This is a genomic window from Nonomuraea mangrovi (assembly GCF_042681425.1).
In the GTDB taxonomy this organism is placed as follows: domain Bacteria; phylum Actinomycetota; class Actinomycetes; order Streptosporangiales; family Streptosporangiaceae; genus Nonomuraea; species Nonomuraea mangrovi.
The window spans coordinates 109,060-134,399 of sequence record NZ_JBHUFV010000047.1 but is presented as its reverse complement, the minus strand read 5'-3'; the positions used below and the strand labels follow the sequence as shown (position 1 = coordinate 134,399).

The following is a 25,340-nucleotide window of genomic DNA, read 5'->3' as shown; positions in this document are numbered from 1 at the left end:
AGGTCGGGGTCTAGCGGGGCATGCGCTCAAGCAGGCTCTTCAAGTCGTCCGCGTGCTCCTCCTCCTTGGCCAGCAGGTCCTCGAAGACACGGCGGGTGGTGACGTCCTTGTCGCCGAGCCACTGGACGATCTCGGTGTAGGCGGCGACCGCGATGCGCTCGGCGACCAGATCTTCCTTGATCATCTCGGTGAGGTCCGCGCTGGAGTCGTACTGCGAGTGCGAGCGTGCTGTCAGCGTGTCGGGGTTGAAGTCGGGCTGTCCGCCGAGCTGCACGATCCTGGCGGCCAGCCTGTCGGCGTGCTCCTGCTCCTCCGTCGCGTGCTCCAGGAACTCGGCGGCGACGGACTCGGCCATGATGCCGGTGGCGGTGTAGTGGTGCCGCTTGTAGCGGAGCACGCAGACGATCTCCGTCGCCAGCGCCTCGTTGCAGACCTGGATGACGCGTTCCAGGTCGGCGCCGTAGGCGTCGGTGATGGGGCCCTTGCCGATCTCGGCTCTGGCGCGCTCGCGGATGGTCTTGATGTCAGTCAGGAACTCGGCCATGGCCCGCCTATGCCCCCCAGTTCCGCTCTGACGCACCCCACCGTCGCAAAGGATGAATCTGCAATTCGTTTCCAAGCCGCGCCTCCCACACTCGGAGGGTGAATGACGAGAAACCAGGAATTTGGGAGATGGTGGTCGTCCACCGCGTCTTCCGCAGGGAGTTCGGCGCGCTGCCCGCCTATATCAGGGCCGTCAGGGCCGGCGACACCGACCGTGCCGCCGTGCTGGCGGAGCACCTGAAGGACATCCTCACCGGATTGCACCACCATCACGAAACCGAGGACAGGATGCTCTGGCCGCTGCTGCTGGAGCGGGCATCGCCGGAGAAGGATCTGATCCTCACCATGGAAGCGCAGCACGAGCGGGTCGCGGCGCTCATCCCGGCCATCGAGGACCTGCTCCCCGGCTGGGTGGCGGAGGCCGCCCCCGCGCGGGGTGAGCGCATCGCGGCGCTGGTGGCCGAGCTGTCCGGCGAGCTCGACGCCCATCTCAAGCAGGAAGAGGAGGAGATCCTTCCGCTGGTCACCCGCCACGTCACGGTCGAGGAGTGGGAGAGCCTCGGCGAGGCGGGCCGCGAATCGATCCCGAAGGACAAGCTGCTCGTCTCCCTCGGCGCGATCCTGGAGGAGGCGACGCCGAGGGAACGCGCCGACTTCCTCGCCAAGCTGCCCCTGGTGGCCAGGATCGTGTGGATGCTCGTCGGCCGCCGCCAGTACGCGGCGGCGACCAACAGGATCAGGACCTACAGGTAGAGCCTCAGCAGGTCATCCTCGGTCTCGCGGCGGACGATCGCTCTGGCCGCGCCATCACGTACCGCCACGACGGGGGGCCGTGGCACGTGGTTGTAGTTGCTCGCCATGGAGCGCTGGTAGGCGCCCGACACGGGAACGGCGAGCAGGTCGCCGGGCCGCAGGTCGCCGGGCAGGGGGAGGTCTCTGACGAGCACGTCGCCGCTCTCGCAGTGCTTGCCGACCACCGTGAACAGGCTGGGCGAAGCGTCGGAGACCCGGTTGGCCGGCGAGGCGGTGTAGGCGGCGCCGTACATGCCGGGGCGGGGGTTGTCGCTCATGCCGCCGTTGACGCTGACATAGCGGCCCTTGATCGTGCCGACCTCGTAGAGCGCGACCGTGGAGGGTCCCGCGATGGACCTGCCGGGCTCGACGGCCAGGCGCAGGCCCGCCGTCTCCTTCTTCAGGACGGCGACGAGCTCGGCGGGTGTCGGAGGGGTGGCGTCGGTCGGCAGGTAGGCGATGCCGAGGCCGCCGCCCAGGTCGAGCCTGGTGACGCCGACGCCGGCGGCGAACTCGGCCATCCTGTTCGCGGCGGTGCCGAAGGCGTCCAGATCGAAGATCTGCGAGCCGATGTGGGAGTGCAGGCCGTACAGCTCCAGCGAGGGTTCGGCGGCCACCCGATCCACGGCCAGCGCGGCCGCGCCCGCGCTCAGCGAGAAGCCGAACTTGGAGTCCTCACCGCCGGTGGCGATGAAGGCGTGGGTGTGCGGGTCGACGCCGGGCGTCACCCTGATCATCACCCGCTGCCTGACGCCCAGGTCGGCGGCGATCGCGGCGAGCCTGGAGATCTCGGTGAAGGAGTCGACGACCACGCAGCCGATGCCCCACTCGACGGCGCGGCGCAGCTCGGCGGGCGACTTGTTGTTGCCGTGGAAGACGACCCGCTCGGGCGGCATCCCTCCGGCCTTCGCGACGGCGAGCTCGCCGCCGGTGCACACGTCGAGCGAGAGGCCGAGCCCGTCCAGCCAGCGGACCACCTCGGGGGAGAGGAACGCCTTGCCGCCGTAGTGGACGTCGCCGTCGGGCAGCGCGTCCAGCCATGCGCGGGCGCGGGCGACGAAGTCGGCCTCGTCGAGCACGTAGGCGGGTGTGCCGTACACCCTGGCCAGTTCCACCGCTCCCACGCCGCCCAGGTGCAGCTCCCCGCCGTCCCAGGTGGCGGTCTGGGGCCAAATGTCCAAGCTCATGGGAAGGAAGCGTAGGCAGATCCGATGCCTGGCCCGTCTGAGCCTCGATGGATTCGTTGGTGAGGGTCGCATGCCTTCACGAGGCTTGGTGGCGGCCGGCGGGCTGACCACCATGAGGTGCCATGCGAAAACACCTGGTCATCGCCCTGGTGGCGGTCTGCGCGCTGGGCGCGGGATGCGGGAGGTCCGGCTCGGGTACGGCGGCGGCACCCACGCCACCGTCCTCGACGGGCAAGAGCGCCAAGGACCTCGTCCCCGACACCGTCAGGAAGTCGGGCGAGCTGCGGATGGCCACCTCGGAGGGCTATCCGCCAATGGAGATGTACAAGCCGGGCACCCAGGAGATGACCGGCGTCGACGCCGACCTGGCCGTCGCGATCGGCGCGCGGCTCGGGCTGAAGACGCGCATCATCAACGCCTCCTTCGACGGCCTGATCCCCGGGCTGCAGGGCGGCAGGTGGGACATCGCCATGGCCGCGCTCAGCGATCTGGAGCAGCGCCGCAAGGCCGTCGACTTCGTCGACTACTTCAACGCCGGCGGCTCCATCATGGTCGCGAAGGGCAACCCCGAAGGCATCAAGACCCTCGCCGACCTGTGCGGCAAGAAGGTCGTCCTGGCCAAGGGCAGCTCCAACCTGGAGATCGGCAAGCGCCAGAACGACAGGTGCGCACAGAAGATGGAGATCATGCAGAGCGAGGACGCCCCGACCGGCCTGCTCACCATCGACTCGGGTCGTACCGTCGCCACGATCGTCGACTCGCCCGTGGCCTACATGTACGCCAAGGAGACCGGCAAGTACGACGTCCTGCCCGAGCAGTACGACGCGGGGCCGTGGGGCATCGCCGTCGACAAGAAGCAGACGGGCCTGCGCGACGCCGTCGCGAAGGCGCTGCAGGAGCTGATCGACAGCGGCGAGTACGGGAAGATCCTGGAGAAGTACGGCACGACGCCGAACGCCGTCTCCAAGGTCACGATCAACACCGGAGCATGATGGACCTGGACCTCCGGATCGAGGCGGTGAAGCCGCCGCGGCCGGGGCGGCTCGTCGCGGCGGCTCTGGCGGCGCTGGTCATGGCGTGGCTGGCCTACACGATCATCGTCAATCCCAACCTGCACTGGGACGTGATCGTCGAGTTCCTGCTCGACGGCCGCATCCTCGGCGGCCTGTGGATCACGATCGCGCTGACCGCGCTGTCGATGGCGATCGGCGTGGGCCTCGGCGTGGTCGCCGCCGTCATGCAGCTCTCGGACAGCCCCGTGTTGCGCGGCGCGTCAGGCCTCTACACCTGGTTCTTCCGCGGCACGCCGCTGCTGGTGCAGCTCATCTTCTGGTTCAACATCGGCCTGGTCTTCCCCGAGATCGGGATCGGGATCCCGTTCGGCGGCCCGATGTTCCTCCAGTGGCCGGCCAACGAGCTGATCACGCCGTTCACCGCGGCGCTGCTCGGGCTGACCATCAACGAGGGCGCCTACATGGCCGAGATCGTCCGGGCGGGCATCCGCTCGGTCGATCCGGGCCAGCGGGAGGCGGCCGAGTCGCTGGGCATGACGCACCGGCAGATCCTGCGCAGGGTCGTGCTTCCTCAGGCGATGCGGGTGATCATTCCGCCGACCGGCAACCAGTTCATCTCGATGCTGAAGACCACCTCGATGGTCTCCGTCATCTCCGGCGCCGAGCTGCTGACCGTCTCGCAGCGCATCTACCTCGACAACTTCGAGGTCATCGCGCTGCTGGTCGTCGCCTCGGCCTGGTACCTGCTGCTCACCAGCGTGGCCACCGTCGGCCAGCACTTCCTGGAGAGGAGGTTCAGCCGTGGCCACTAGCATGGTGAAGATCGAATCGGTCAGGAAGAGCTTCGGGCACCTGGAGGTGCTCAGGGGTGTCAGCCTCGACGTGCCTCCTGGCGGGGTGGTCTGCGTCGTCGGCCCCTCGGGCTCGGGCAAGTCGACGCTGCTGCGCTGCGTCAACAGGCTGGAGACGATCGACGCGGGCCGGGTGTGGGTGGACGGCGAGCTCATGGGCTTCGCCGAGAAGGCGGGCAGGCTGCAACTCCTGCGGCCCGACGAGCTGTGCAGGCAGCGGCAGGAGATCGGCATGGTCTTCCAGCGCTTCCACCTGTTCCCGCACATGACCGCGCTGGAGAACGTCATGGAGGGGCCGTGCACGGTGAAGCGCGTCTCGAAGGCGGCGGCGACCTCGCACGCGCTCGCGCTGCTCGACCGGGTGGGCCTGGCCGACAGGGCGGGCCACTATCCGAGGCAGCTGTCGGGCGGTCAGCAGCAGCGGGTCGCGATCGCGCGCAGCCTGGCCATGAACCCCAAGGTCATGCTCTTCGACGAGCCGACCAGCGCGCTCGACCCCGAGCTGGTGCAGGAGGTGCTGCAGGTCATGCGCGACCTGGCGGCCAGCGGGATGACGATGATCGTGGTGACGCACGAGATGGGCTTCGCCAGGGAGGCGGGCGACCACCTGGTGTTCATCGACGACGGGCTGATCGTGGAGGAGGGCGCGCCTCGCGAGGTGCTGTCCAACCCGCGTCACGAACGCACCCGCGCCTTCCTCGGGCAGGTGTTGTGAACGGCTCGCTCCTTCCGAAGGGTACGGTGGCCACTCCGTGAGCCTTGACGTGCTGATCAGCGGCGGTCTGGTCGCCGACGGGACGGGCGCGCCGTTGCGCAGGGCCGACGTCGGCGTCTCGGGCGGCCGGCTCGTCCTGCTGCCCGGTGGCGGCCCCTCCGACGGCGGGGGAGGGCGGGTGATCGACGCCACCGGGCTGGTCGTCGCCCCCGGCTTCATCGACGTGCACACCCATTCCGACGCGGTCACCCTTCTGGGCGAGGCGGGCAGGGAACTGGCCGCGGCTCCCGTGCGCATGGGCGTCACCGTCGAGATCTGCGGCAACTGCGGTTCGAGCCTGTTCCCGGCGCTGCCCGAGCGTGTCCCCGCCCTGCGCAGATCCAGCAGGGCCGGCTTCGGCGGCGACATCTCGATATTTCAGGACTATGGGGCGTTCGTGGAGGCGCACGGGCACGCCCCGCGGTCGAACCACCTGACCTCACTCGTCGGCCACGGCACGCTCAGGGCGGGCGTGCTCGGCTACGAGGACCGCCCCGCCACGCGCGCCGAACTCGACACCATGTGCGCGCTGCTGGACGACGCGCTGGCCGCCGGTGCGGCGGGCCTGTCCACAGGCCTCATCTACACCCCCGGCACGTACGGCGACACCGCCGAGGTGGTCGCGCTGGCCCGCGTCGCGGCGCGGTACGGCAAGCCGTACGTCACGCACCTCAGAGACGAGATGTCGCGCGTCGAGCAGGCGCTGGAGGAGGCGGTCGAGATCGCGCGCGACAGCGGGGCCGCGCTCCACGTCAGCCACCACAAGACGGCGGGCAAGCACGCGTGGGGCAGGACCAGGCGGACGCTGCCGCGCATCGCCGAGCTCCGCGCCCAGGGCATGGACATCACCTGCGACGTCTATCCCTACACCGAGGGCAGCACGTCACTGTCGGCGATGTTCCCTCCGTGGGCCAACGACGGCGGCACGGAGGCACTCCTCGACCGGCTGCGCGACTCCGGCGAACGCGGCCGGATGCGCAGGGCGATCGAGGACGGCGTGCCGGGCTGGGAGAACACGGTCGGCAACGGCGGGTGGGACCGCATCTCGGTCGCCTGCGCCGCCAACCATCCCGAGGTCGAGGGGCGCACGATCGCCGAGCTGGGCGGCGACCCCGTGGACACGGCCGCCGAGCTGCTCCTCGCCGAGGAGGGCGAGGTGACGATCATCAGCCACTCGATGCGCGAGGACGACGTCCAGCGGGTGCTGGCCAGCGAGTTCGCCATGATCGGCTCGGACGGCGTGCCCAAACCCGGGCATCCGCACCCGCGCCTTGCGGGCACCTTCCCGAGGGTGCTCGGCCGCTACTCCCGCGACCAGGGCCTCTTCCCGCTGGAGATCGCCGTCCACAAGATGACGGGGATGGCCGCGGACAGGTTCGGGCTGGAGGACAGGGGAGTGGTGCGCGACGGGGCGCACGCCGACCTGGTGGTGCTCGACCCCGCGACGGTGGCGGACGGCGCCACCTACGCCGACCCGCTGCTGCCGCCCGTCGGCGTCGAGGCGGTCGTCGTCGCCGGACGGATCGCCGTGGAGCGAGGCGCGCTCACCGAGGACAGGCCAGGAAGGATCATCGGGCTGTGAACGACATCACGCTCGCCGTGGCGACGCGCGACCTGGTGACAGGAGAGTTCCACGGCGTCAACGAGGACGTCGAGCTGCCACTGGCAAGCGTCGGCAAGCTGCTCCTCCTGGCGGAGGTGGCCATGAGCATCGAGGGCGGCATCCTCCACCCCGACACGCCGGTCACGCTGCACGAGGACGACTACTGCGGAGGCTCGGGCCTGCTGCTGTCGCTGTCAGGGCGCAGCTGGACGATCGGCGACCTGGCCCTGCTCACCGCCGCGATCAGCGACAACACGGCCACGAACGCGCTGCTGCGCAGGGTCGGCGTCGACAGGGTCAACGCCGCCTCCGCCGCCCTCGGCCTGTCGAGGACCAGGCTCCTCGACCGGATCAGGGAGCCTCGCGGCCCTGGCGACCCGCCGACGTTCGCGATCGGCACCGCCGCCGAGCTGGCCTCGCTGGCCGCGCTCGTCGCGGGCTCGGACGGCTGGCAGGTGCTCATGCGCGGCTGGATGCAGCAGAACACCGACCACAGCCTCGTCCCCGCTCTGGTCAGGCACGATCCCGAGGGCGGCTGGCTGGCCAACAAGACCGGCACCGACGACGGCATCCGATCCGACGTCGGGATCATGGACAGGCGGGTGGCCTACGCCGTGCTCGCCCACGGTCCCTCCGGCGCCGAGCATGAGCTGGCGGCCGCCGTACGGCAGGCGGGACTGGCCATCGCCGAACGGGCGTCAGCGCAGTGAGGGCTCCAGCGAGTTCCTGAGCTGGGCGGAGGCCGTGCGGAGGTAGGCGAGGAAGGACCGGGCGGCCGGGTTCGGGTTGGTCGGCCGCCTGGCCACGCCGATCCTGCGGAACAGGTTCGGGGTGACCAGGCGGCACGTCTGCAGCCCGCTGGCACCCATCAGGCCGAGGCTCGGCACCAGCGCGACGCCGAGCCCGGCCCGCACCAGGCCGATCGTCACCTCGTAGTGGTCGCTGCGGCAGCGGATCTGCGGCGAGAAGCCCTCGAGCGTGCTGGCCCGCTCGAGGATCGAGACCGGGTGCTCGGCGCCGAACGTGGTGATCCACGGCTCGTCGGCCAGGTCGGCCAGCCGTACCCTGGGCCGCTGGGCCGCGGCGTGCCCGGCCGGTACGACCAGCAGTTGCGGCTCGTCGAACAGGTGCACCACCTCCACCCCCTCGGGACACTGCCACGGGTCGAGGGCGTGTTCGAAGACCACCAGCACGTCGAGCGCGCCGCGCTCCAGATCGGGCAGCAGCTCGTACGGCTGGCCCTCCACCAGGTCGAGCGCCACCTTCGGGTACCTGGAGGCGAACCGTGACAGGGCCAGCGGCAGCAGCCGGTAGCCGGCGGAGGCGAAGAAGCCGATGCGCAGCTCGCCGGCGTCCACCCTGGCCTGGGCGAGTAGATCCTTCTCCGCGGCCTCGATGATGTCCACGACCTCCTGCGCGCGGATCGCGAGGCGGCGGCCCGCCTCGGTCAGGCGCAGGCTCTGCGCGTTGCGCTCGACGAGGCCCACGCCCGCCTCCTGCTCCAGGCGCGACAGCTGATGGGACACCGCGGAAGGCGACAGCTTCAGCACTCTCGCCGCGCCGGCGATGCTGCCCGTTCTGAACACCTCAAGCAGGACACGCAGTCGGTTACTACTCAACACGTGACCAAGCGTATGAGCCTGATCACCGAACCGCAGCACGCGCCCGGGAGTCTCACCAGGTATGAAAGGCACATCCACCGCCGTCGCCGCCGCGCTGCTCGGTGCGGCGCTCGCCCCCGTGCTCGTCCCTGCCCTCGCCCCCCGGACCGCCTCGGCGTCCACCGCCGTCTCCTCGCCGGCGACGCCGCACAAGGTGGTCCTGAGACCGGGCAGGTCGGCCACGTCGACGGTCGGCTGGACCGTCGTCGAGACCGGAGCGGAGACCTCGTGCCCGGCCTCGGCCAAGCTGCTGGTGTACCCGCCGGACGAGCGGTCGCACCTGGAGGTCCGCTTCGTGTCCACCGTCTGCGGCGGCGGCAGGCTCAACGTGACCCCGTTCACCCGCTGACCCGGCCCCGGGACAGTCGCGCAACTCCGCGACCACGGTGCCCGGACATCCAGGCGGCGTCAGGTCTTCGAGGGGCCGTCCGAGACCACGATCTCGTGGCGGTCGCCGGGGGCGAGGAACGCCAGCAGCCGCGCCGCCTCCTGGCCCGCCTCCGCGGGGTCGAACGGCTCCCACCGGTGGATCGTCAGCGTGGTCGTGCCCTTGGCGCGCGCCGTCGTCCAGTCCCCCGCGGGGAACCCGTCCACCAGGATGATCCGCGGCTGCACGTTGTGGGGGACGAACCTCTTGAGGACGTCCACGTGCTCCACCACCCGCGACCTGTCCTCGTGGGAGAGGAACAGGTTGTCGAAGTCGTACATGAGCCGCACCGGCACCGGCAGGTCCTCGGACGGCAGCTCCATGCCGGGAAGGTCGTAGAGCACCCGCCCTTCCTCGTCACGGTAGGTCACCAGGTCGAGCGAGGCGACGACCTCTCCGAGGCGGGTCAGCCCCGACCAGGTCTGAACGTCCTTCACGCCGGCGGGCCCGAACGCCTTCAGGTACCGCAGCACCAGCTCGCCGGCCGTCATCGCCGGCGCCTCGAACCCGAGCCACCCCTCCGCGCCGGTGTGCGCGATCGGCCCGCTCCTGCCCCACAGGCCGCGCGGCGGCACCTGCACCAGCGGCACCAGCCAGCGCACGGCCTGCCCCAGCGCGTGCCGGTCGTTGTCCGGCCAGCGCTCGCCCAGCGCCCTGCCGAGCTCGGCGAAGGTCATCGCCCTGTCCTCCAGCAGCGACCTGGCGAGCGTCTCCAACTCGTCGAGGTCGACACCGGTCAGCTTCCTGCCGAAGGTGGTGCGGGTCATCCGTTCGGTGACGATCTGGACCAGCGGCCGCATCGCCAGGCAGTCACGCGCGCTGACCAGGTGGATGGTCGAGCGCTGCAGCGCGATCCGGACGATCTGCCTGCGTTCGAGCAGGTCGGCCGCCTGCTCCGCCTTGAAGCCCTCGATACGGTTCCACAGCCCGGTGTACCAGGAGTGCGGCGTCTGCGCCTGCAACCCCGCCAGGTGCTCGATCACGTCGATGACCGGCATCATGGTCCTGCGGATGAGGAACTGCCGGTCGAGGGTGGCGCGGTTGAGCGCACGGCGGCTGAGCACGGGATCCATGAGCGACACCCTAAGGCGCGAAAGCTCCCGCTCAGGAGCACATGCCGCCCGGGTACGGGGTGAGGGGGAACAGCCGCTTCCATCCCGCCTCGTCCAGCGCGCCTCCCGCCTTCGCGCAGACGGCCTTGGCGGCCATGGCGGGATCGACGGGGCTCTCCCGTACGCTGCCGTCCTCCCGCAGGCCGATCAGCTTCGTTCCGTCGGCGCTGAAGGCGACGTCGGCGACGTCCTGCCCGAGCGGCACCCTGCTGATCTCGCGCAGCGTCGTGGCGTCCCACAGCGTGGTGTGGTCCCCGCCCATCGCCAGCAGCTTCCCGTCGGGGGAGAACCTGATGCTGGCGCCGTACGCCGACCGTCTGACCGGTTGAGGGGGCCACGTGGCGAGCTTCCACACCGTGAAGTAGTCGGCGTCGGTGACGAAGGCGGCCATCGTGCCGTCGGGACTGAAGGCGTTGGCGAAGCCGTCGCCCGCGCCGGTCTCGACGACCTTGCCCGAGGACAGGTCCACCAGGTCGTGCCCCGCCAGGAGCCGTCCGCCGTCGGGAGAGAAGGCCAGCGGTTGCCGGATGGTGTCGAGCGGGCCCTTGACCAGCTCACCCTCGGGGACGCTCCAGACTTTCAGCCCGTCCTGTCCCACCGCCGCCAGCCGCAGGCCGTCGGCGGACAGCGCCACGTCGCGGACCTCGCCCGTGGGGATCGCGCTGACCTGCGTGCGGGTGGCCACGTCCCAGATCGTGGTGCGCTCTCCACTCACGGCCAGCAGCGTGCCCTCGCCGTCGAAGGACAGCTCACCCGCCACGGGGATCTCGCCCATCGGCCTGCCCGCGGTCGTGTCGTAGAGGCTGGTGCGCTGCCCCTCCTGGACGGCGGCCACCCTGCCGTCGGCGGAGAGCAGGCGCCGCGGCGCCGCGCCGTCGAAGGACTGCCTGGTGAGGCTGAGCGCGACCGCCTGCTGTCCGGGCGCCTCGGTCAGCGCGTCGGAGACGTCGATCGAAAGGACGGTGCCGCCGTCCGCCGTGTAGCGGATCGACCCGCCGTCGGCGGAGAAGGCGAACTGGCCCGTGGCCTTCCTGGCGGGATAGGTGCCGAGCAGGCGCCCGTCGGACAGCCGCCACAGCCGCACGACCTGGCCGAGCTCAGGCTCCGGTTCCGCCTGCGCGAACGCGGCGGGACCCTGGGTGGGCAGGTCGGACACCGGTCCCGTCCATTCAGGAGGAGGCTCGGCTTCCAACTCGTCGGGTTCGAGTGGTTCCAGCAGGAACCGGCCGTCGGGCGAGAAAGACAGCGGCCCCCATCCTCCGGCGCCCTCCTCGTCCTCGTTCAGCCGTGTCTTCGAGTCGCCCGTCATGGTGTCGAGCACGGTGTCGCCGATCACCAGGCGGTGGCCGTCGCGGCTGAACGCCGTGACGGGAGGGAACTCGACCTGGGCGTCGCTGACGTACGGCCTGCTCGCGCGGGTGTAGAGCCGCTCCCGGCGGGTCAGGTCCCACACCTGGACCTCGCCGGAGGCCGCGGCGACCGTGGCCCACCTGCCGTCCTCGGAGGTGACGATCGTCCTGCGGCTGACGTCGAGCAGCGGGGGGCCGCCGCCGGTCGAGTAGAGCCTGGTGCGGAAGCCGGTGGTGACGCTGAGGAGCCTGCCCTGTGCGTGCAGGGCGGGCTTGCCGCCCGGCCAGGCTCCCTTGACCGCCGCCCCCGTGGCCAGGTCCCACACCCCTACCGACGCGGAGTCTCCGGCGGCGTAGATCCTGCCGTCGCTGGACAGCGACGTCCACGCGTGGGAGGGGGAGGGAAGGGGGTGCTCGTCGACCAGCTTCCCGGTGCCGAGATCCCAGCGCCGCACCTCGTCCTTCCGCTGGCCGAGCAGGCTCGCGCCGTCGTCGGCCAGCCGGTAGGCCGTGCCCGCCGCCGGCTGTGGATCGGTGAAGGCGCCCAGGTCGCTCTGGCCGAGCGAGCGCTGCAGCGCGTTGCGGGCCTCCGGCACCGGCGCGAGGCTCCACGCGGCCACGCTCAGCTTCATCGCGGTCATGGGATCCGCGCTGCGCATGCTCTCCGCCCGCGCCGCCACCTCGCGGGCCGCCTGGTGCGCGGCGACGGCCAGGTCGGCCGTGCCGACCCGCCGCTGGCGGGACAGCCCGTTCGCCACGGTCACCACCGTCGCGGCCAGCACCACCGCCACCGCGGCCGCGAGCCCCGCCACGAGGACCCTGCGCCTGAGACGGTGCCGCCTGAACGGGGTGACGTCCTCCGCCCACGAGCGCAGCCTCGGCCACGCGTGGAACAGCGCCGGACTGGCCGGGCCCACCGAGTCGTCGGCGACGGCGACCAGGCGGCCCTCAGGCCGGTCGACGGGCGGCACCGCGATGCTCCGCCGTACCAACAGGCCCGCCTCGGTCAGCGCGGCGACGGCGGGGTCGTCCTCGACCTCGGCCAGCGGGAGCCTGCCCGGCTCGCGCATCCGCAGCAGCACCTCGGGCAGCGAGGACTGCTGCTCGGGCGGCAGGCCCTGGTAGACGCCCTCCGCCACGTCGCCGAGCGGGGGCGGCCCTGTCAGCCCCTCGGGCGGCCTGACGTCGCCGGCCAGGTGCGCGCCGACGGCGGGCTCCGCGCTGCCGGTCAGACCGATCAGCAGCTCTCGCGCGGTCGGCCGCTCGCCGGGCTCCTTGGCCAGCGCCCTCGCGGCCATGGACCGCAGGGGTTCGGGCAGGTCGCTCACGTCGGGGTCGACGGTCAGCACCGCGTGCATGAGCTCGCCCAGGCTCTCGGCCTCGAACGGGTCGCGGCCCGTCGCGGCGAACAGGACCGTGGCACCCCACGAGAAGACGTCGGCCGGCGGCCCCGCGGCGCCCCCGGTGAACACCTCGGGAGCGGGGCGCTGGGCGTCGGCGGTGCCGACGCCGGTGACCCTGGGGCCTTCGGGGCCGAGCAGCAGGCAGTCGGGCCCGAGGTGGCGGTGGACGGCGCCCGCGTCGTGGATCGCGACCAGCGCGGTGGCCAGCGCCACCGCGATCCTGTGCAGCCGGTCGCCCGCGTAGGGGCCGGCGTGCGACACCGCCTCCCGCAGGCTGGGCCCCTGGACGAACTCGCTGACCACGAAACCGGGTCCCGACTCGACCACCCTCGCCACGCAGTGCGGCGCCACCACGGGCGCCCTGCCGCGCGCCATCTTGATCGCGTAGCGCCTGCCGCCGCGGTCGTAGGCGTCGAAACACGAGCCGAGCCGCCCCGCCAGCCAGTAGCCACCCAGCCGGTCAGGATCCCCGGGAAGCAAACGCGTCGTCACTGCAGCTTAGATGCGCCAATCTCGGATTTGGTTGTGACCCATTCCCTGCGCAGCACCGACATCACGATCTCGTCGTGCCACTCGCCCTCCCACAGCAGGGCGTCGCGCAGCACGCCTTCCACCACGAAGCCCACCTTCTGGTAGACGTGCCGCGCGCGCTCGTTGAAGTCGTAGACGCCCAGGCTGACCCGGTTGAGCGGGGTCGTGTCGAAGACATGGCCGAGCACCAGCCTGAGCGCCTCGGTGCCGAAGCCCTTGCCGAAGACCCGCGCGCCGATGAGCGCGATCCGCAGGTTGCACGAGAGGTTGTCGGCGTCGAGCTCGTTGATCACGACCTCGCCGACGTACTCGTCCCCGTGGCAGATCGCCAGGTCGAGCCGGTCATCGTGGTCACCGCGGGTGGCGTACCACATGGTGACAGGCTCGCGGCCGACTCCCGCGCGCGAGCCGGTCAGCCGCCTGACCTCGGCGTCGGTGACGAGCTCCAGCAGACCTTCGACATGCTCGGGGCCGACAGGGCGCAGCGTGACCCGCTCTCCCACGAGGGTGGGTTTGGTGGCGAACATGCGTTCTTCCTATCGGATCGCGTCAAGCGCTCTGTCGGCCACTTCCTGCGGAAGCGCGGACGTCACGTCGACGCGCAGGTCTGCGACCTCCGCGAAGTACTGATCACGCCTGGCCTTCATCACGGCGGGGTCGAAGTCGGGCCGGTGGTCGCTCGACTTCATCCTCTCGGCCAGCACCTCGGAGGAGGCGTCCAGCCAGATCACGAACGCCTTCCGCATCGCCTCCCGAACCTCGGGGCGTTCGACGGTGCTGGCCGCCGCGGTGACGACCTGGTCCTCGCCGAGCGCGTCGAGGACGTGCTCGGCCTCCCGCTCGTGCAGGACGTCGGCGCCCTCCGTCCTGGCGATCTCCGCGGCGCTCTTGCCGTACCGCTGCCTGAGGTAGGGGTCGCTGTCGCTCATCGGCACACCGAGCGCCTGTGCCAGCAGCAGCGCCACGGTGGTCTTTCCCGAACCCATCAGCCCGACGACAACGACGGGTTTGTTTCTCGACATGGGGATAGAGGTTTCCTTGGCTCTAGGGAGGTATTCCATGACCATCGCCGGAAGCATTTTCCTCATCATGCTCGGCGCCGTTCTCACGTGGGCCGTCGAGTGGGACATCGCCGGCCTGGACATCAACATCGTGGGCGTCATCCTCATGCTGGGCGGCGTCGCCCTCCTGCTGTTCGGGCTCTACAGGGTCAGGGTCACTCGCGAGATCGTGTCCCCCGTCGAGCCCGACAGGGAGCGGACGACCGTCTATGAGGAGCGGCGCTACACCGACCCGCCGCAGATCTGACAGACAGGTACAGAGGGGGATCGCCATGCCAGGAAGACAGGAACTGCCTTCGACCGTCGCGCGCTCGCCCAAGAAGGCGCAGGAGACGTGGATCAAGGCGCACGACTCCGCTGTGCAGACCTACGGCGAGGGTGAGCGCGCCCACCGCACCGCGTTCTCGGCGCTGAAGCACTCCTTCGAGAAGGTCGGGGACCACTGGGAGCCGAAGTCCCGCAAGGGTCCCTCGGACAAGGGTGCCACCGACCGCTCGGGACGGACCGCCGAGGGCGTCGACGCCCACGCGAGCAAGGAGCACCTGTACGGCGTGGCGGCCAGGCTCGGTGTCAGGGGCCGTTCCAGGATGACCAAGTCCGAGCTGGTCGACGCGATCAAGAAGGCCAACCGGCGGGAGACGGCCAAGGCGCGCTGACCGCGTGCGAAAGGGGATCCCCAGGGGATCCCCTTTCGCATGGGCCTGTCTCACAGCAGGCGCCGGACCGCGGCCATGATGGCGTCCTTGTCGATCCCCGCGTCGGCGAGCTGCTCGGCGGGCGTCGCCGAGCCCGGCAGCCCGCGGACGGTCAGCTTGATCACCCTCGGGCCCAGCTCCGAGACCGCGTCGAGCACGGCGTCGCCGAGCCCGCCCTCGGGACGGTGGTCCTCGACGGTGATGAGGTTGCCCGTGGTGGTGGCGGCCTCGATGAGCACGGCCTGGTCGACGGGTTTGATCGAGTACATGTCCACCACCCCGACCGAGACGCCCTCGGCCTTGAGCGCGTCGGCCGCGGCCAGCGCCTCGTGCACGGTGACGCCCGCCGCGATGACCGTCGCCCTGTCGTCGGGCGAGTGCCGCAGCACCCTGGACCCGCCGACGGGGAACCGCTCGCCGGGGTCGTAGATGACGGGGGTGTCGCCGCGCGTGGTGCGCAGATAGGAAATGCCGGGAATGTCCGCCATCGTGGTGACCAACGCCGCGGTCTGGTTGGCGTCACACGGGTAGAGCACGGTGCTGCCGTGGACGGCGCGCAGCATCGCCAGGTCCTCGAGACCCATCTGGGAGGGGCCGTCCTCGCCGATCGACACGCCCGCGTGCGACCCCACGATGCGCACGTTCGCGCCGCTGACCCCGCCCATCCTGATGAAGTCGTGCGCCCTGGTGAGGAAGGCGGCGAACGTCGACACGTACGGCACCCACCTGCGCACCTGGAGGCCGACGGCGGTGGCGACCATCTCCTGCTCGGCGATGTAGCACTCGAAGAAGCGCTCGGGGAAGGCGTGCGCGAACTCCTCGGACTTGGTGGAGTCGGCCACCTCGCCGTCCACCGCCACGATGTCGCCGCGGGCCGCGCCCAGCGCCTTCAGCGCGGCGCCGTACGCGGTCCTGGTGGCCGCCTTCGTGCCCACCTCGAAGACCGGCCACTCCGTGGGGCCGCTGTCGAAGACGTGCGGGGGACGGCTGCTGTCGGGCGGGCTGACCTTGACCGTCACACCCCTGTCGCCGCCCAGCTCGTAGATCGCGTGCTCGGGGTCCTTCAGCGGTTTGCCGTGCGCGCCTTCACGGTTCTCCACCGCGTTGACCCCCTCGCCCTTGCGGGTGCGGGCCAGGATCACGGTGGGCCGCCTGCGCGTCTTCCGCGCGTCGGACAGCGCGTAGTCGATCTCGCCGGGGTCGTGGCCGTCCACCTCGATGGTGTGCCAGCCGAAGGCGCCGAACCTGCGCGCGTAGGCACCGGTGTCCCAGCCGTGCCTGGTGGGGCCGCGCTGGCCGAGCCTGTTCACGTCGATGATCGCGGTGATGTTGGCCAGCCCCTCGTAGGCGGCGTGCTCGGCCGCCTCCCAGATCGACCCCTCGGCCAGCTCGCTGTCCCCGCACAACACCCACACGTGGTACGGCAGGTGGTCGAGGCGCCGCCCTGCCAGCGCCACCCCGACGCCGACCGGCAGGCCCTGCCCCAGCGAGCCGGTGGCCACGTCGACCCACGGCAGGCGCGGGGTCGGATGCCCCTCCAGACGGCTGCCGCGCTTCCTGAAGGTGAGCATCTCCTCGTCCGTGATGGCCCCCGCCGCCTTGAACAGCGCGTAGAGCAGGGGAGAGGCATGCCCCTTTGAGAAGATCAGATGGTCGTTCGCAGGGTTGTCGGGATCGTCGAAGTCGTACCTGAGGTGGTGGGCGAACAGCACGGCCATCAGGTCCGCCGCCGACAGGGACGAGGTCGGATGGCCGGAGCCCGCCGCCGCGGAGCTCCGTACGGAGTCCACTCGCAACTGCGCCGCCAGCTCACACAAGTACGGAACATCCCGCTCGGGCATCGGTCCTCCTAGGCTTTCCCGCCGCCTACCCAGCCCGGCCGTCGCTATGTGCGGCGCAGGGCCCTGGTGGCCACGGCACCCGCCGCCGCCACGGCGCCGAGCATGACCAGGACGGACCGGCGGTGCTCGGAGAGCCAGAGCTGCGGGCTCCTGCTGTGGGCGCGGGAGTCGAAGGACCCGTGCGCCCCGTAGTCGCGTTCCTCGTCGGCGGGTTCCCACAGGTTCGCCACCCCGGTCGGCGGCCTCTCCGTGGTGACCTGCGACTGCTTGCCGGTCTTCGCCAGGTAGCGGTCGAGCAGGCCCGGCGCGATCCGCTGGCCGAGCACGGTCAGCGCGGTGGAAGCGCCCACCCAGTACTCCCTGCGCTCGGGGTGGTCTGCGGCGTGGATGAGCGCGCGTGCCGCAACCTCGGGCTGGTAGATGGGCGGCATCGGCTGCGGATGCCTGCGCAGCCGCGACAGCACCCAGTCGAACTGCGGGGTGTTCAGCGCGGGCAGCTGCACCATCGTCACCCGCACCCCGCTGCCCTCGGCCATCAGCTCGGAGCGCACCGACTCGGTGAAGCCCTTGATCGCGTGCTTGGCGCCGCAGTAGGCCGACTGCAGCGGAATCCCCCTGTAGGCCAGCGCCGAGCCCGCCTGCACGATGACGCCCCTGCCGCGCGGGCGCATGAGCTCCAGCGCGGCCCTGGTGCCCCACACGTAGCCGAGGTAGGTCACGGCCGTGGTCCGCTCGAACTCCTCGGGCGTGATCTCGGGGAACGGGGCGAACACCGAGGAGAAGGCCACGTTGATCCACACGTCGATGGGGCCGAGGTCCTCCTCGATGCTCCTGGCGGCCTGCCGTACCTCCTCGTAGTTCGAGACGTCGGCGGGGTAGACGACACCGGAGCCGCCCGCGGAGCCGACGTCGACCGCCGCGGCCGCGAGCCCCGTCGTGCCGCGCGCGATCAGCGCCACGGAGTCGCCGCGCGCGCCCAGCTCACGGACCACGGCCCTGCCGACGCCTCCGCTCGCACCTGTCACCACCACCACCTGGGAAGGACGCATCAGCCTGCCTCTCCCGAGCCGCGCTGCTTCTGCCGCCGTACGGCCAGGACGATGTCGACGATCGTGGCGACGGCCGCCACGCCCGCGACGACGGCCAGCCAGCCGACTCCCGCGAAGATGCTGATCGCGCCGATCGCCACCAGGAAGACGAGGACGAACGAGCCGATCCTGATGTGGACGACGTCGCGCGGTGTCGAGGGGACCATGGGCTTGCCCGAGGCGGACCGCTGTTCGGGACGGTAGTCATCTTCATTCATGTCCCACCCCTGCCCTTGCCGTTTGCCGCGTAACGCGCCGGGTAGCCGGGTGGCGTGCACCCCAGTGACCAGAACGAGCCGGGCATCAGGCGCAGGCGGAGGGGGCGGGGATTCAGCTACACCCATCCCGACGGCAGCGGCGTGCGCGACCCCGCCACGCTGAAGAGGATCAAGGCGCTCGCCGTCCCGCCCGCGTGGAAGGACGTGTGGATCTGCTGCTCGCCTGAGGGGCACCTGCAGGCCGCGGGCACCGACGCGGCGGGACGGCGGCAGTACCGCTACCACGACGAGTGGCGGGCCCAGCAGGACAGGCTCAAGTTCGACAGGGTGCTCGAGATGGCCGAGCGGCTTCCAGCCTTCAGGAAGAAGGTGCGGAAGCAGCTGAAGACCAGGGGGCTGACCAGGCAGCGGGTGCTGGCCGCCGCCGCGCGCCTGCTCGACGTCGGGTTCTTCAGGGTGGGCGGCGAGGCGTACGAGTCGTACGGCCTGGCCACGCTCCGCATGGAGCACGTCAGCTGTGTGAACGGCTCCGTCGTCTTCTGCTATCCGGCGAAGGGCGACATCCCCCGCGAGGTGGAGGTCTCCGACCGTGACGCGTGCAGAGTCGTCAGGTCCCTGAAGGCGCTCGGCCACCAGGGCGAGCTGCTGCGCTACAAGGACGAGAGCGGATGGACGGACGTGCGCAGCGAGGAGATCAACACCTACGTGCGCGAGACCCTCGGCTGCGAGGCCACCGCGAAGGACTTCCGCACCTGGCACGGCACCGTCCTGGCCGCCGTGGGTCTGGCGTCCACGCCGGACGTTCCCGAGGTCATGCGCCAGGTCGCCGACTACCTCGGCAACACCCCCACGGTCGCCCGCGCCTCCTACGTCGACCCGCGCGTGATCGAGGCCTTCGAGCGGGGCAGGACCGTCGGCACCGGCGGCGACGTGGAGCGCGCGGTCGTCGAGCTGATCCGGTCCGTTTGACCGCACTGGCCGGGGGCATCGTGGTCACCTGACGAAGGAGGAAGCGATGGAGGCTCCGCAGTACGTCGCGGCGCGTGTCCAGCGGGCGCTGGCCGAGGACGACAGGTCCCACGAGCTGGGCATCCGCGTGGACGTGCGAGGCGACCAGCTGTTCCTGCGCGGCCAGGTCTCCGGCGAGGAGCACAGGCGCCAGATGGAGCAGGTGGCGAAGGAGGCCGCCCCAGGGCTCCACGTGCACAACGAGCTGCAGGTCGTGCAGGTCCGCGAGCCAGGAGAGGATGAGCATCTTGACTGAGCTGCGTATCGCCGCCGTCGGCGACGTGCACCTGGGCGAGGACGTGCGCGGCAAGTACCGCGAACGCCTGGACGGCATCGAGCGGCGGGCCGACGTGCTGCTGCTGGCGGGTGACCTGACCAGGCACGGGACGCTGGAGGAGGGCAGGCTGGTTGCGCAGGAGTTCCGCGACCTCCCGATCCCCGTCGTCGCCGTCCTCGGCAACCATGACTACCACTCCGACCTGCAGTACGAGATCGCGGGAGAGATGCGCGACCGCGGGATCACCGTCCTCGACGACGACGCCGCCGTGCTCACTCTCCATGGCGTACGGCTCGGCGTCGCCGGCGGCAAGGGCTTCGGCGGCGGGTTCGCCGGCAAGTGCGCCAGCGAGTTCGGCGAGCGGGAGACCAAGGAGTTCGTCCGGCACACCAGGAGCATCGCCGAGAGCTGGCAGGCCGCGCTGAAGGAGCTCGACACCGACCGCAAGGTGGTGCTGTCGCACTACTCGCCGGTCAAGGAGACGCTGGAGGGCGAGCCGCTGGAGATCTATCCCTTCCTCGGCAGCTACATGCTGGCCGAGGCCGTGGACACGGCGGGCGCCGACCTCATCGTCCACGGTCACGCGCACAAGGGCCAGGAGAAGGGCATGACGCCGGGCGGCATCAGGGTGCGCAACGTCGCGCTGCCCGTGCTGGGCCGGGCCTACGGCGTCTACTGCCTTAGTGAGTCCGACTCATGTTAGGTATTGACCGAGCGGTAGCTTGGTGCTGATGTCGGTGCATGGTCGCACGCCGTGTCCTGGCTTTACTCGCCCTGCTGTGCGTGGTCGCGATGGCCGCGCCGACCCAGCCCTCCGCCCCCGTTCGCGGGTTCGTCGACGGGCACAGTCACCTGATGTCCTACGAGGCTTTCGGCGGCAAGCTGCTGTGCGGCAAGCCGTTCGACCCCGCGGGCGTCGCCCGCGCGCTGCTCGACTGCCTCGACCACTACCCCCACGGCGAAGCCGCCTGGTTCGAGAACTTCACCAGGACGGGCTCGCCGACCGGCACCCATGACCCCGTCGGCTGGCCCACGTTCAAGGACTGGCCCGCCCACGACTCGCTCACCCACCAGCAGGCCTACTACGAGTGGATCGAGCGCGCCTGGCGCGGCGGCCTGCGCGTCATGGTCAACGACCTGGTGGCCAACCGTCAGCTCTGCGAGATCTATCCGCTGAAGAGCAACCCCTGCGACGAGATGTGGGCCATCAGGCGCGAGGCCCAGCGCACGACCGAACTCCAGAACCACATCGACACGCTGTCGGGCGGGCCTGGCCGCGGCTGGTTCAGGGTGGTGAAGAGCCCCGCCGAGGCGCGCGAGGTCATCGCGGCGGGCAAGCTCGCCGTCGTGCTCGGCATCGAGACCTCCGAGCCGTTCGGCTGCCGCACGACGCTCGGCGTCCCTCACTGCACCAAGGCGCAGATCGACCGCGGGCTCGACGAGATGCACGCGCTCGGTGTGCGCAGCATGTTCGTCTGCCACAAGTACGACAACGCGCTGTGCGGCGTGCGCTTCGACTCGGGCACCCAGGGCGCGATCGTCAACCTGGGCAACCTGCTGTCGTCAGGAAGCTTCTGGCGGGTGGAGAAGTGCACGGGGCCCGAGCACGACAACCCGATCTCGCCGGCCGTCCTGCCACCCGACCTGGCCAGATGGCTGCCGCCGGGCGTCGGCCTGCCGGTCTACCCGCCCGCCCCGCACTGCAACCCCAAGGGGCTGACCTCACTCGGCCGCTACATGGTGGAAGGCATGATGCGGCGCGGCATGATGATCGAGATCGACCACATGAGCGTCAAGGCCGCCGACCAGACGCTCGACCTGCTCGAAGCCGCCCGCTACCCGGGCGTCATCTCCTCCCACAGCTGGGCCGACCCCGCGTACCTGCCGCGCATCTACCGGCTCGGCGGCATGGTCACCCAGTACGGCCACGGCGCCGCGGAGTTCACCGAGGAGTGGCGGCGCACCCAGCCGCTGCGGCAGGAGATCGGCCGGCCGGGATACGGCTACGGCCTCGACGCCAACGGCCTCGGCCCGCTGCCGGGACCGCGGGCGGGCAGCGCCGTGACCTACCCGTTCACCACGGTCGACGGCGCCGCCACGCTGGACAGGCCCAGCACGGGCCAGCGGGTGTGGGACTACAACGTGGACGGTGTCGCCCACTACGGCCTGGTGCCCGACTGGATCGAGGACCTGAGACAGCTCGGCGGCCAGCCGATCGTGGACGACCTCGCCGCCGGTGCCGAGGCCTATCTCCGCACGTGGGAGGCGGCCACAGCGCCCCCAGCGCGATAGGCGCCCGCCCTCGTCCGGCGTCACGGGTCTCATGACGCCCGGGCCGATCTCGACTCTCGACAAGCGACGGCCGCGGAGCTGATCTGCTCCGCGGCCGTGTGACGTCTCTGCCATGGTCGTCGGTGGCGGCGATGAGGATGCGCCTGTCCCTGGACAGCCGCGGGAGGTGGCCGCGGGCCTCGCCGGAACGCGTCCGTGCCGAGAGCCTGGGGACCGCCTCGCCGGCGGCCGCCTCACGCCGCGCTCGCCCGCGCAGGACGGCCGGCTCACCCTCCCTCCTGGCCTTCAGGAGGAGAGGATGGCCTGGTCAGAGCCTATGTCGGGCAACGCCCTCGGGCGGGCGGGGACTCCTGTGCCCAGCCCGCCCAAGGGTCATACGTTGAAGATACTGACGCCTCCGGGGCCGACCAGGAATCCGAGGACGATGAGGACGATCCCCCAGAGGATGTCGCGACGGGCCAGGATCACGTAGATCCCGGCGATGACGAGGATAACTGCGATGATCCAGAGCAATGTAGCCATGGCATGTGAGCTGCCCTGGAGAAAAGGCACCTAACGTCAAAGCCGCTGGGAAGGCGCCGATTTATGACGGCTTCTACTCCTCCGGAGTGCTCCCACGGGTGCGGTAGAGGTCCACGATCGGCTGGGCCAGCCAGAACCATCCGCCGGACAGAGCCACAGCCCCGGCGAACAGCGCGGCCTGCCAGTTGTTGATCACGGTTTCCGTCACGAGCGCGACCGCGCTCGTGATCGCCACCAGCAGGAAGGCGGCGCCCGCCACGCCCAGCTGGTTGGCGCGATGCAACATCCGCTCCTTCAGCCCCGTCCTGAAGATCAGCCGGTGCTGCGCCGCGGGCGTGATGAAACAGACCGAGGCTAACGCCGACGACATCAGCGAGATGAAGAACAGCCAGCGGCCCACGGTGTCGACCTTCGGGAACCCGGCCTGGAAGGGCAGCGTCAGCAGGAACGCGAAGAGCACCTGCACGCCCGTTACCGCCACGCGCAGACCCTGTAACAGCTCGGCGAGCTCCCTGTCCACCCGTTCCTTGTGCGTCTCACCGGGCTCGCCCCGTTCCTCGTTCACTCGGCCTCCTTCATGAGCTTCACGTACCCGAGCTGCAACCAGTCGGACACGGCCACCGCCGTCATGGTCGCCCCGAACAGCCTGGTCAGCCGCGGCGCGAGCACGAGCCCCGCCGCGTAGCCCGTCGCCACCCACTGCGCCAGACAGAACGGGCAGGCCATCAACTCGCCGATCTTGTCGCGCGGCTCCTCCTCGAACTCCGCCGGCCCGCTCACCCCCTTGAACCTGGTGAAAGGCGCGCGCAACGGGCTGGTCACGGGGTCCTTGGCCAGCGTGCGCGACAGCCGGTGGGTGCTCACGCCCATCAGGAGAAGATCGAGCGGGCCGAGGCGCTCAGGCGGCCGTTTCCCCATCAGTACGGCCAGCGCCGTCACCGCGGCCACGGCCCCGCCGTACGCCGCCATGATCAGCGCATAGCCGCCCAATGGGCGGCCGTATTCCTCGGAGAGCTCGGTCATGGAGGCTCGCTACCCCGGGCCGACAGGTCTACTCGCCGAGCGATCGGGTAGCTCCCCGCCATGGGCAGCCATAGTCATGAGGTCACCGACGCGATCCTGGAAACCCTGAAACGCGCCAGCTCCGGCCTCAAGGAGGCCGGCGTGCGGTACGCGCTTGCCGGGGGCTGCGCCGCCTACGCGAGAGGGGCGGCGCCGTCCCTGCACGACGTCGACTTCGTGGTGCTGGAGAAGGACGCGCCCGCCGCGCTGGAGGCGTTGTCGCGCGTCGGGTTCGACACGGTGCGCCCGCCTGAGGACTGGCTGGTCAAGGCGTACGACGAGGGCCGCCTAGTGGATCTGATCTTCAGGGTCGCCTACCGGCCGGTCACCGAGGCGCTGCTGGACAGGGCCGAGCCGCTGATGGCGGCGGCGGTGATCGTGCCGGTGCTGGAGGCGACGGACCTGGTGATCTCGTGGTTGCTGCCCATGTCGGAGCACGCGTGCGACTACGGCGGTCTGCTCCCGCAGGTCAGGGCGTTGCGCGAGCAGGTCGACTGGAACAGGGTGGCCGCGGTGACATTGGATTCCCCCTACGCCTCGACGTTCCTGACCCTGCTGGAGCGGCTCGAGGTGATCGAGAAGCCGGTGGAGGGCGCCCTGGACCCCTCCTGGCCCTGACCCCCAGCACATGACGGCCGCACAGAGAAGGGCCGCGCCCCCGCCGGGGGCGCGGCCCTTCAGTCTCCGGTCAGAAGGTGTTGGGGAAGCGGCCGTAGTACTCGCCCAGCCGCTGCCGGTAGGCCGGCTCCTTGAAGGCGCCCTCGTCGAACTCGGGCGCGTTCTTGATCTCTTCCTTCGTCCTGGAGACGTGGACGTTGCGCGCCTGCGGGTCGATGCGCGTGATCACCGAACCGGGAAGCATGACCTTCTTACCGAAGATCCACGGCCCGGTGTCGACGATCACGTAGCTCTCGCCGACCTCGTAGGTGGCCTCGTCGATTGACCCGATCTTTCCGTCCGTCGCCTGAACGTGGTATCCCACGAGGTCCAGGCTCTGGTTCCGGTCGTAGACGTCAGGACGATAGTTCCAGAGCTCCATTGGTGCTCTCTCCCTCTCTTCTGTGCGTCTTTCTCGGGCCGGCCTCCTCTACCCGGGCAATCGACGGTAAACCCGTTATGACGGATTTGCGGGCGACTGCTCCCGGCAATCATTCCGCCGCCGTTCACGCTTTCCGTCCTACTTGAAGATCGTTCCAAACGTATCGCGGACAAAGGGTGTTAAGTCCGGATACGATCCGCCATGGCCACCGAGATTTTCCCCGAATGGGCGCCCCCCGGCGTCGATCCCACCCGACCCAGCGTGGCCCGCGTCCATGACGTCCTTCTCGGCGGGACCGAGAACTTCGCGGTGGACAGGGCCGTGGCCGAGCGTCTGCGCCAGGCCGTACCCGACATCGGCGAACTCACCTGGTGCAACCGCGCCTTCGTCGGCCGCGTCGTCACCTACCTGGTCCGCGAAGCGGGCGTGACCCAGCTGATCGACCTCGGCTCCGGCCTGCCCACCATCGAGAACACCCACGAGGTCGCCCAGGCCGCCGACCCCTCCGCCCGCGTCGTCTACGTCGACATCGACCCGATGGTCCAGCCGCACGCCGAGCAGATCCTGCGCGAGAACGGCAGGACCGCCGCCATCGCCGTCGACGCGCGCGACGTCGACGCCGTCCTCGGCCATCCCGCCGTGGTGAACCTCATCGACTTCTCCCGGCCTGTCGGGCTCATGATGATCGGGCTCCTGCACCTCTTCCCTGACGAGGAGGACCCGTGGGGCCTGGTCAGGCAGTACATGGACGCGCTGCCGAGCGGCAGCCACCTGGCCTCCTCCAACATGCACGCCGCGGCCACCCCCGAAGCCCAGGCGCTGGAGCGGACGCTGCACGCCACCATGGGCACCGGCCACTTCCGCTCGCAGGAGGCGGTCACCCGCTTCTTCGACGGCCTGGAGCCGGTGGATCCCGGCGTCGTTCACGTCCCCCGGTGGCGGACCCAGGTGGAGGGCCCGCTCGAACCGTGGCAGGAGCTGCTGCTGGGCGGGGTCGGGCGCAAACCCTGA

Annotated in this window: 29 protein-coding genes; 15 read left to right on the top strand and 14 right to left on the bottom strand. The window is 70.5% G+C overall.

All coding sequences use genetic code 11. The annotated features are described in order from the left end of the window. Positions 1-10: 10 nt before the first annotated feature. Positions 11-544: a ferritin-like domain-containing protein gene (locus tag ACFSKW_RS30715; RefSeq protein ID WP_379575965.1), complete on the bottom strand. Its 534-nt coding sequence runs from the start codon at positions 542-544 to the stop codon at positions 11-13. 98 nt (positions 545-642) lie between these two features. Here ACFSKW_RS30715 and ACFSKW_RS30710 point away from each other — a divergent pair, with 98 nt between their 5' ends. Next, entirely contained in the window at positions 643-1,296 is a 654-nt protein-coding gene (locus ACFSKW_RS30710; protein ID WP_379575964.1) for a hemerythrin domain-containing protein, read from the top strand. Here the strand turns inward: ACFSKW_RS30710 and lysA are convergent. After that, the gene (gene lysA / locus ACFSKW_RS30705; protein ID WP_379575963.1) at positions 1,287-2,522 is read right to left on the bottom strand and encodes a diaminopimelate decarboxylase; all 1,236 of its coding nucleotides are present in this window, start codon (positions 2,520-2,522) and stop codon (positions 1,287-1,289) included. The genes ACFSKW_RS30710 and lysA overlap by 10 nt on opposite strands. 122 nt (positions 2,523-2,644) lie before the next feature. On the opposite strand from lysA, the gene ACFSKW_RS30700 reads away from it, so the two are divergent. From ACFSKW_RS30700 to ACFSKW_RS30680, 5 genes are read left to right on the top strand one after another with little or no spacing between them, the layout of a single operon-like run. Next, complete coding sequence (locus tag ACFSKW_RS30700) at positions 2,645-3,514, top strand: ABC transporter substrate-binding protein (protein ID WP_379575962.1); 870 nt, start codon at positions 2,645-2,647, stop codon at positions 3,512-3,514. Then, positions 3,511-4,347 (top strand): amino acid ABC transporter permease, encoded by an 837-nt coding sequence (locus ACFSKW_RS30695; RefSeq protein ID WP_379575961.1) that lies wholly within the window; start codon positions 3,511-3,513, stop codon positions 4,345-4,347. The genes ACFSKW_RS30700 and ACFSKW_RS30695 overlap by 4 nt, the downstream gene beginning before the upstream one ends. A 1-nt stretch (position 4,348) precedes the next feature. Beyond that, positions 4,349-5,101, top strand: coding sequence for an amino acid ABC transporter ATP-binding protein (locus ACFSKW_RS30690; RefSeq protein WP_379576325.1), 753 nt, complete (start codon positions 4,349-4,351; stop codon positions 5,099-5,101). Positions 5,102-5,138: 37 nt separating this feature from the next. Next, complete coding sequence (locus ACFSKW_RS30685) at positions 5,139-6,722, top strand: N-acyl-D-amino-acid deacylase family protein (RefSeq protein ID WP_379575960.1); 1,584 nt, start codon at positions 5,139-5,141, stop codon at positions 6,720-6,722. Next, entirely contained in the window at positions 6,719-7,453 is a 735-nt protein-coding gene (locus ACFSKW_RS30680) for a serine hydrolase (RefSeq protein ID WP_379575959.1), read from the top strand. The genes ACFSKW_RS30685 and ACFSKW_RS30680 overlap by 4 nt, the downstream gene beginning before the upstream one ends. On the opposite strand, the gene ACFSKW_RS30675 is transcribed toward ACFSKW_RS30680, so the two are convergent. Then, entirely contained in the window at positions 7,442-8,365 is a 924-nt protein-coding gene (locus tag ACFSKW_RS30675) for a LysR family transcriptional regulator (protein WP_379575958.1), read from the bottom strand. The two genes, ACFSKW_RS30680 and ACFSKW_RS30675, sit on opposite strands and share 12 nt — an antisense overlap. Before the next feature lie 61 nt (positions 8,366-8,426). On the opposite strand from ACFSKW_RS30675, the gene ACFSKW_RS30670 reads away from it, so the two are divergent. Continuing rightward, a complete protein-coding gene (locus ACFSKW_RS30670) occupies positions 8,427-8,753 on the top strand; it encodes a DUF4232 domain-containing protein (protein WP_379575957.1) in 327 nt (108 codons plus the stop codon). Positions 8,754-8,812: 59 nt separating this feature from the next. Here ACFSKW_RS30670 and ACFSKW_RS30665 read toward each other — a convergent pair whose 3' ends face one another. Genes ACFSKW_RS30665 through ACFSKW_RS30650 form a run of 4 tightly spaced genes read right to left on the bottom strand, consistent with a single transcriptional unit; the run spans position 8,813 to position 14,248 of the window. Then, positions 8,813-9,904, bottom strand: coding sequence for a winged helix DNA-binding domain-containing protein (locus ACFSKW_RS30665; RefSeq protein WP_379575956.1), 1,092 nt, complete (start codon positions 9,902-9,904; stop codon positions 8,813-8,815). A 31-nt stretch (positions 9,905-9,935) separates the two neighbouring features. After that, positions 9,936-13,187, bottom strand: coding sequence for a protein kinase domain-containing protein (locus ACFSKW_RS30660; protein ID WP_379575955.1), 3,252 nt, complete (start codon positions 13,185-13,187; stop codon positions 9,936-9,938). After that, a complete protein-coding gene (locus ACFSKW_RS30655) occupies positions 13,184-13,753 on the bottom strand; it encodes a GNAT family N-acetyltransferase (RefSeq protein WP_379575954.1) in 570 nt (189 codons plus the stop codon). Before ACFSKW_RS30655 ends, ACFSKW_RS30660 begins: the two co-directional genes overlap by 4 nt. Positions 13,754-13,762: 9 nt before the next feature. Continuing rightward, positions 13,763-14,248, bottom strand: coding sequence for a shikimate kinase (locus tag ACFSKW_RS30650; RefSeq protein WP_379575953.1), 486 nt, complete (start codon positions 14,246-14,248; stop codon positions 13,763-13,765). A gap of 37 nt (positions 14,249-14,285) precedes the next feature. Between ACFSKW_RS30650 and ACFSKW_RS30645 the strand changes: the two genes are divergently transcribed. Next, a complete protein-coding gene (locus ACFSKW_RS30645) occupies positions 14,286-14,534 on the top strand; it encodes a DUF6458 family protein (RefSeq protein ID WP_354913772.1) in 249 nt (82 codons plus the stop codon). Positions 14,535-14,559: 25 nt separating this feature from the next. Further along, on the top strand, positions 14,560-14,943 hold the full coding sequence (locus tag ACFSKW_RS30640; protein WP_379575952.1) for a ChaB family protein: 384 nt from the start codon (positions 14,560-14,562) through the stop codon (positions 14,941-14,943). 50 nt (positions 14,944-14,993) lie between these two features. On the opposite strand, the gene ACFSKW_RS30635 is transcribed toward ACFSKW_RS30640, so the two are convergent. The 3 genes from ACFSKW_RS30635 to ACFSKW_RS30625 are packed head-to-tail and all read right to left on the bottom strand — an operon-like array spanning position 14,994 to position 18,129. After that, positions 14,994-16,823, bottom strand: coding sequence for a transketolase (locus ACFSKW_RS30635; protein WP_379575951.1), 1,830 nt, complete (start codon positions 16,821-16,823; stop codon positions 14,994-14,996). 44 nt (positions 16,824-16,867) lie between these two features. Then, positions 16,868-17,872, bottom strand: coding sequence for an SDR family oxidoreductase (locus tag ACFSKW_RS30630; RefSeq protein WP_379575950.1), 1,005 nt, complete (start codon positions 17,870-17,872; stop codon positions 16,868-16,870). After that, positions 17,872-18,129, bottom strand: coding sequence for a hypothetical protein (locus ACFSKW_RS30625; RefSeq protein ID WP_379575949.1), 258 nt, complete (start codon positions 18,127-18,129; stop codon positions 17,872-17,874). The genes ACFSKW_RS30630 and ACFSKW_RS30625 overlap by 1 nt, the downstream gene beginning before the upstream one ends. A 54-nt stretch (positions 18,130-18,183) precedes the next feature. Between ACFSKW_RS30625 and ACFSKW_RS30620 the strand changes: the two genes are divergently transcribed. The 4 genes from ACFSKW_RS30620 to ACFSKW_RS30605 are packed head-to-tail and all read left to right on the top strand — an operon-like array spanning position 18,184 to position 21,706. Then, positions 18,184-19,098: a DNA topoisomerase IB gene (locus tag ACFSKW_RS30620; RefSeq protein WP_379575948.1), complete on the top strand. Its 915-nt coding sequence runs from the start codon at positions 18,184-18,186 to the stop codon at positions 19,096-19,098. Positions 19,099-19,144: 46 nt separating this feature from the next. Then, positions 19,145-19,393 (top strand): BON domain-containing protein, encoded by a 249-nt coding sequence (locus tag ACFSKW_RS30615; protein ID WP_379575947.1) that lies wholly within the window; start codon positions 19,145-19,147, stop codon positions 19,391-19,393. Then, positions 19,377-20,117 carry a metallophosphoesterase family protein gene (locus ACFSKW_RS30610; RefSeq protein WP_379575946.1) on the top strand — a complete coding sequence of 247 codons (741 nt, stop codon included), beginning with the start codon at positions 19,377-19,379 and terminating at the stop codon, positions 20,115-20,117. Before ACFSKW_RS30615 ends, ACFSKW_RS30610 begins: the two co-directional genes overlap by 17 nt. 38 nt (positions 20,118-20,155) lie before the next feature. Beyond that, entirely contained in the window at positions 20,156-21,706 is a 1,551-nt protein-coding gene (locus tag ACFSKW_RS30605; RefSeq protein WP_379575945.1) for a membrane dipeptidase, read from the top strand. A gap of 372 nt (positions 21,707-22,078) precedes the next feature. On the opposite strand, the gene ACFSKW_RS30600 is transcribed toward ACFSKW_RS30605, so the two are convergent. The 3 genes from ACFSKW_RS30600 to ACFSKW_RS30590 all read right to left on the bottom strand — a co-directional run bounded on the left by ACFSKW_RS30600 (position 22,079) and on the right by ACFSKW_RS30590 (position 23,251). Beyond that, on the bottom strand, positions 22,079-22,228 hold the full coding sequence (locus ACFSKW_RS30600) for a GPGG-motif small membrane protein (protein WP_164903902.1): 150 nt from the start codon (positions 22,226-22,228) through the stop codon (positions 22,079-22,081). Between the two features lie 73 nt (positions 22,229-22,301). Beyond that, on the bottom strand, positions 22,302-22,793 hold the full coding sequence (locus tag ACFSKW_RS30595) for a DUF6328 family protein (protein ID WP_379575944.1): 492 nt from the start codon (positions 22,791-22,793) through the stop codon (positions 22,302-22,304). Then, positions 22,790-23,251 carry a DUF1360 domain-containing protein gene (locus tag ACFSKW_RS30590; RefSeq protein ID WP_379575943.1) on the bottom strand — a complete coding sequence of 154 codons (462 nt, stop codon included), beginning with the start codon at positions 23,249-23,251 and terminating at the stop codon, positions 22,790-22,792. The genes ACFSKW_RS30595 and ACFSKW_RS30590 overlap by 4 nt, the downstream gene beginning before the upstream one ends. Positions 23,252-23,392: 141 nt before the next feature. Here ACFSKW_RS30590 and ACFSKW_RS30585 point away from each other — a divergent pair, with 141 nt between their 5' ends. Continuing rightward, a complete protein-coding gene (locus ACFSKW_RS30585; RefSeq protein WP_379575942.1) occupies positions 23,393-23,908 on the top strand; it encodes a hypothetical protein in 516 nt (171 codons plus the stop codon). 70 nt (positions 23,909-23,978) lie between these two features. Here ACFSKW_RS30585 and ACFSKW_RS30580 read toward each other — a convergent pair whose 3' ends face one another. Then, on the bottom strand, positions 23,979-24,329 hold the full coding sequence (locus tag ACFSKW_RS30580; RefSeq protein ID WP_379575941.1) for a PRC-barrel domain containing protein: 351 nt from the start codon (positions 24,327-24,329) through the stop codon (positions 23,979-23,981). A gap of 201 nt (positions 24,330-24,530) precedes the next feature. Here ACFSKW_RS30580 and ACFSKW_RS30575 point away from each other — a divergent pair, with 201 nt between their 5' ends. After that, positions 24,531-25,340, top strand: a complete 810-nt coding sequence (locus tag ACFSKW_RS30575; protein ID WP_379575940.1) for an SAM-dependent methyltransferase — start codon at positions 24,531-24,533, stop codon at positions 25,338-25,340.